This window comes from Vibrio sp. L85 (genome assembly GCF_963871815.1).
Taxonomy (GTDB): domain Bacteria; phylum Pseudomonadota; class Gammaproteobacteria; order Enterobacterales; family Vibrionaceae; genus Vibrio; species Vibrio harveyi.
In genome coordinates, this window is sequence record NZ_CAWMYL010000182.1 from 1 (window position 1) to 4,848 (window position 4,848).

3 protein-coding genes are annotated in these 4,848 nt (G+C 40.2%); 1 reads left to right on the forward strand and 2 read right to left on the reverse strand.

The window, feature by feature from the left end; all coding sequences use genetic code 11:
• Positions 1-341 precede the first annotated feature (341 nt).
• The gene (locus AACR11_RS19620; protein WP_017818805.1) at positions 342-713 is read left to right on the forward strand and encodes a ClbS/DfsB family four-helix bundle protein; all 372 of its coding nucleotides are present in this window, start codon (positions 342-344) and stop codon (positions 711-713) included.
• Positions 714-755: 42 nt separating this feature from the next.
• Here AACR11_RS19620 and AACR11_RS29895 read toward each other — a convergent pair whose 3' ends face one another.
• Positions 756-923 carry a helix-turn-helix domain-containing protein gene (locus AACR11_RS29895; protein WP_079324424.1) on the reverse strand — a complete coding sequence of 56 codons (168 nt, stop codon included), beginning with the start codon at positions 921-923 and terminating at the stop codon, positions 756-758.
• A gap of 285 nt (positions 924-1,208) precedes the next feature.
• A complete protein-coding gene (locus AACR11_RS19625; protein WP_017818806.1) occupies positions 1,209-4,259 on the reverse strand; it encodes a M66 family metalloprotease in 3,051 nt (1,016 codons plus the stop codon).
• Positions 4,260-4,848: the final 589 nt, after the last annotated feature.

Below are 4,848 nucleotides of genomic sequence, written 5' to 3' on the forward strand. Positions count from 1 at the left end.
CTTTTTCGTGCCGTAATGCTTTTCCACTGGAGCTGAACGCTCTATTTGGGGTCCGCTTGGAAAACGGAAAATATCCTACGTTAAGCTCATATAATTCAAAAACGATGCTTGCTACATCTGTCGCATAATCGTTATGGTTGTGCATAATCTAGTTAGTTAGCAAAGTGAATCCCCAAAATGGCAAGACCTAAGACAAAGGAAGACCTAATTTCTCTGGCTAATGAGACATTCTTAAAGTTATTCCAACATATTGAATCAACGTCTGAAATTGATTCAATACGGAGTTCGATTTTTCTAATGAACCTAGTAAAAAAGAAGCGCATTGGAGTCGTGATCGTAACTTGAGAGATGTATTGGTTCACCTATATGAATGGCATCAGTTGTTACTAAACTGGGTTAATTTGAATATCTCCGGAGAAAAAGTAACTTTTCTGGCTGAACCATATAATTGGAAAACGTATGGTCAGATGAACATTGAGTTCTTCAAGAAACATCAAAAAACAGATCTATCATTAGCAAAGCTATTGGTTAAAGAAAGCCATGAATCGGCTGTCAAATTAACCATGACATTTTTCAATGAAGAGCTTTTTACCAAGCAGTATTTTGACTGGACAGGGACAACGACATTGGGTAGTTATTGTATTTCAGCTATGCCAAGTCACTATGATTGGGCTTTTAAGAAGCTCAAAGCACACGCAAAAAATCTGTCTTAGAAGCCCCCTTGCTGTAGAGTTGTGGGATAAAAACCTTCAATATCATACTGAGTTTACGTTTGTTGCACGAACTCTCATAATGGTTTGCCTTGTTGTATTAAACATGCGTGCAATTGCACTGATGCTTTCTCCGTTTTTTATTCGTAGAAGGGTTTGAGGTCCAACGGAACGGTTTTGTACGCTAAGGGGGTTAACTGTCTGATATGTCAAAATATTTTAGACAGTAAAAACAAGGGATAAAATGGCGTCTATTAAATCGAAAATGAGCAATTAATAGACACATTTGTGTAAAAATCGACTTAATGGACACCTTTCTTAGGGCTTACCGTACGTTTTCGTTCCGTTGGACCTCAAACCCCTTATATGCAAATGTCAGGTCACTCTGCGCCTGTTAGGGTGCAGCCAGTAGGAGAATCTTATAGGCGCATATGAAAAACCACCGGCTATGCCGGTGGTTAATTTTTTCACTATCTTATGTTCATGGAACATAAAAAGTTAACGATAGCTATATTGGCTATGCTTGCTTGAAAATGCCCAACGCCTCCCGTTTGACCAATAGATCTCAGGCTCTTGCTCACATCGTCCAGAAGCATTCATGAAGCCAGCACCATAAAAGTCACCTCCACTTGTGATTGAACACAAATTGGCATCGCTATCCGGCTTTGCTTTAACTCTCTTACCCACTTGATTTCGGTTAATAAGTGATAGCCATTCAAATTGATTTAATTTAGATAAAATTTGACGTTCACCTTTATTATCACGCACGGTGATCTCATTACCTCCGGTACACTGGTACTGACCCTCACTCAATTGTTCAACGTATCCATGCACGATTTTTAAACTATCATTAACCATCATTGAAAAGCGGCAAATATATGGATATTCATCACCTTTACGCAGTGTTGCAAGGTTAGTTTGCTCTACTTTACTTAATTGAGTGTGGTCAAACCCTTCAGGCATGGTAAACCAACCTGATGGTAATGTTGATTCGTTCGCTTGATAGTCAAATTCTTGTCCAATGATAACTGGACCGTTAAGAGTTTCAATTTCAGGGTTATATTTGACTTCTAGTGCATCAAGTAGCGAGCTTTCCCCATTGGGTAATTGACATTTTACGCTAACAAATTTCGGTGGATTGTCCATAGCAGTATTAATATGGAATTTATTACTCTGGTTGATATCATATCGTTCACCGTGTACGGCAACGCTTTGTGTTGTGCCATCTTCATGCTCGATGTCAACCTGACATTGACGACCAGTTTTGAATACATGAACTTTGGTGTTGTTAGGTTTTAAACCATAACTCCAACTCGCATTATTTGTATGCCTTATACCGTTGATTTGGCGACACTTACCGTTTTCCACATAACCAGCACCGTCATGTAAACCTCCTACAGATGTCAAACTACACAATTCACGTTCACCAAGTTCTGGAGACGGTACATATTTAGCTGTGCCACCTGTCATTGATAGACTAGACAGTAATTGGTACTGTGCCACGTCTGAGGTAGGAATTTTTTGCCATGCGTTATCGAAGCGCCACTTCATATCATCAGAGGTTTGGCAAACGTTACCATTTTCGTAACCGACGAAAGTGACTTGATTACCCAATTGATCGTGGGTTTGGTATTTACAAAGGAGCTGTTGCTGATCGTCAATTTGAATTGTTTGCCATTTTGTATTCAATTTGTCGGCTTGGCTTAAAGTGGAAATATGTTGCCAGCCTTGCAGTATATCCTGGTTACTAACATTTGGTGTGGGTAAATCGAATACATGTCCATAGTTGCTATAGGTTAGTGGGTAAATTTGGCTTGGGTTCATCCCTGTTGGATCGTAAATACCTAAAATGGTTGCAACAGGAACTCCTACTGCGATTGGAGCTGAGAAATCAACATCAGCCGAAACTGTGTGTTGCAGCCTCTGATCCCAACGGCTATATCCGGTATGACTTTGTGCATCAATATTTTGTGATTCATTCATCCATTGTTGAGTTTTGAGCGTGCCGGCGGGATGATCATGAGTATAACTGCTTATCGGGCCATTAAATGCAGTATTGCCACCTGCTTGTGAGTCATTACTAAACGTGAACTCACCTGCAAATGGCGGAACAATTTGACCAGCCCACTCCATTGTCTTAACTTCGCCATTCCAAAGCAAATTGCCAATAAAGCGATTGTAAAGTGCATCCCATCCCCACCCCGTAGTTTCATCATGAATTGAAGCAAGATGTGGGTGATGCCCACGACCAAAGTTATGGGATAATTCATGCGACCATTCATTACCTACACTGTTGCTCAGCGTTACCATACCACCGCCACCACTTAGGCCGTGGCGGATAACTCCATTCGCATACATACCAATACTGTTATGAGCAGTAATTATATTAGTACGTCTCGCATAGGATCCCGTCATACCTGCACTATCTGGAATGCCAAAGTTAGCGTTATTAATACCCATTGAAATTAATGATTTACCAATAGCTCCGCGCATGTCACCGCTGTGTACTCCTCCATCTTCATCGCTGCGCTCGGTGTAGATTTTACCATTGGGTAACGTCACCTTTGTCAGATGAAGTGGTGTGTAATCAACCATTACCAGCTTGGATACTGGAATTTTTTGAAAGTAATCCGCTGCTAGCTTAGGCATTTCTTTGATCATAGTGTATTGATTGCGTGGAGGTGTCAGCATACCAATATCAATGTTATTGATTATTAGTTCAGGTTCTCCACCAAATGTAAGATCCGTTTCACTAAGTTCACCTATCCGACCAAAGTTATCAGTTAATCGTAATGATAGTCCGGGTTTCATCCAGCGCCAGTTGATTGGCGCACTCCATGCGTGATGTGAAAACACCACTGTGCTGCGTTCATTTTCCACTTGATCTGTAGCTGGCTGAGCTGTGGGAGGATTCATCGTCACTTTATCGACTAGTACACCATCTTGTAATATCTCCAACCATAAATGGTTGGTCCAATAGGCTTTTGGCGTGACTAATAACAACGCATTGCGCGACATTACTAGTTCTGGACGTCTATTTTCTGTATTGCTATTCGGTGTAACACTTGTATGAGTTTGTGCAAAGTTGATGTGTGCGGATAAATTTCCTGAAAGATGGTTGTCCGCTTTGCGTGAATCGTTGTATGCCAGACGTTCAGGTAAAGTAACAAAATGAATTGTTTCACTCACTATGCATCCTGATTCGTTACATACTTTTAGCACGGCTTCGTATTGGGTATCTGGTGTTAGGTGGCCACGATAGAACCCTGATTCACTAGCTTCGGCTAAGTAAGAGGTTGGTGATTCATTGACAGGACGTTCGATAATCTCGACTTCGAATCGATTATTATAGCCGCTGACTTGCCATTGCAACTGGACCCCTACATCAGATATAGATGCAATTTGAAAGTCATTTATAGCAGGGGTTGGTGTTTGATTTTGAGTAGAGCGAGATTCCGTATTAATCTTCATTGGTTGGGCAGCAAGCACTTCATGTGATTGCCCTGATAAGGTGACCCCTATAATTAGAGGTAATAGTGCAATTTTCATAAATAATCCTGTTGTTTGTGTTCAAAGTACAAGCTATGTCCAACCATCCAAAGGAAAGGGATGCAATCAGTCATTTGGTTCATTGACGCAATAGCCATATTTTATGGTTTTCTATCCTTAATATCATTAAGACAATATATAAATGCCAAATGTGATTACGCATTCATGTCTTCGCCTCAATTTACTTTAGTTTGAATCTAGAACTATGTATCTGGTCGGAAAATCCTTAGATATTAAAAGCATAACCTATATATTTTTAATAATTACTAATAGTAATCTCACTATTCGTCTAATTACAAAATTCACTACCCTTTCTTTAATTTGCATCACAAAAAAAGCATGATTTTATCGATATATCTCTTTATATGTAAGTGTCTAATGAAGCAGAGAGACATTATTCGCCCTCGTCGATTTCCATGTTCCAAGGCATAAGATCGGTCAGGTCATCCTGTGGCGATCGCATCGGTAGCACTTTGAATATATGGAGTTTCGTCGATTGTTAAGAGTAGCTCGATTAAGAAGAGTGAAATTGGAACGTGATTGTAGTGGTCAAGTAAAACTGGCCACGGTTTTATAAGGAAACCAGAAC

What these genes read in the sequence shown, in the direction of transcription:
- AACR11_RS19625 (WP_017818806.1), bottom strand. Translation starts at nt 4,259, where the DNA reads ATGAAAATTGCACTATTACCTCTAATTATAGGGGTCACCTTATCAGGG.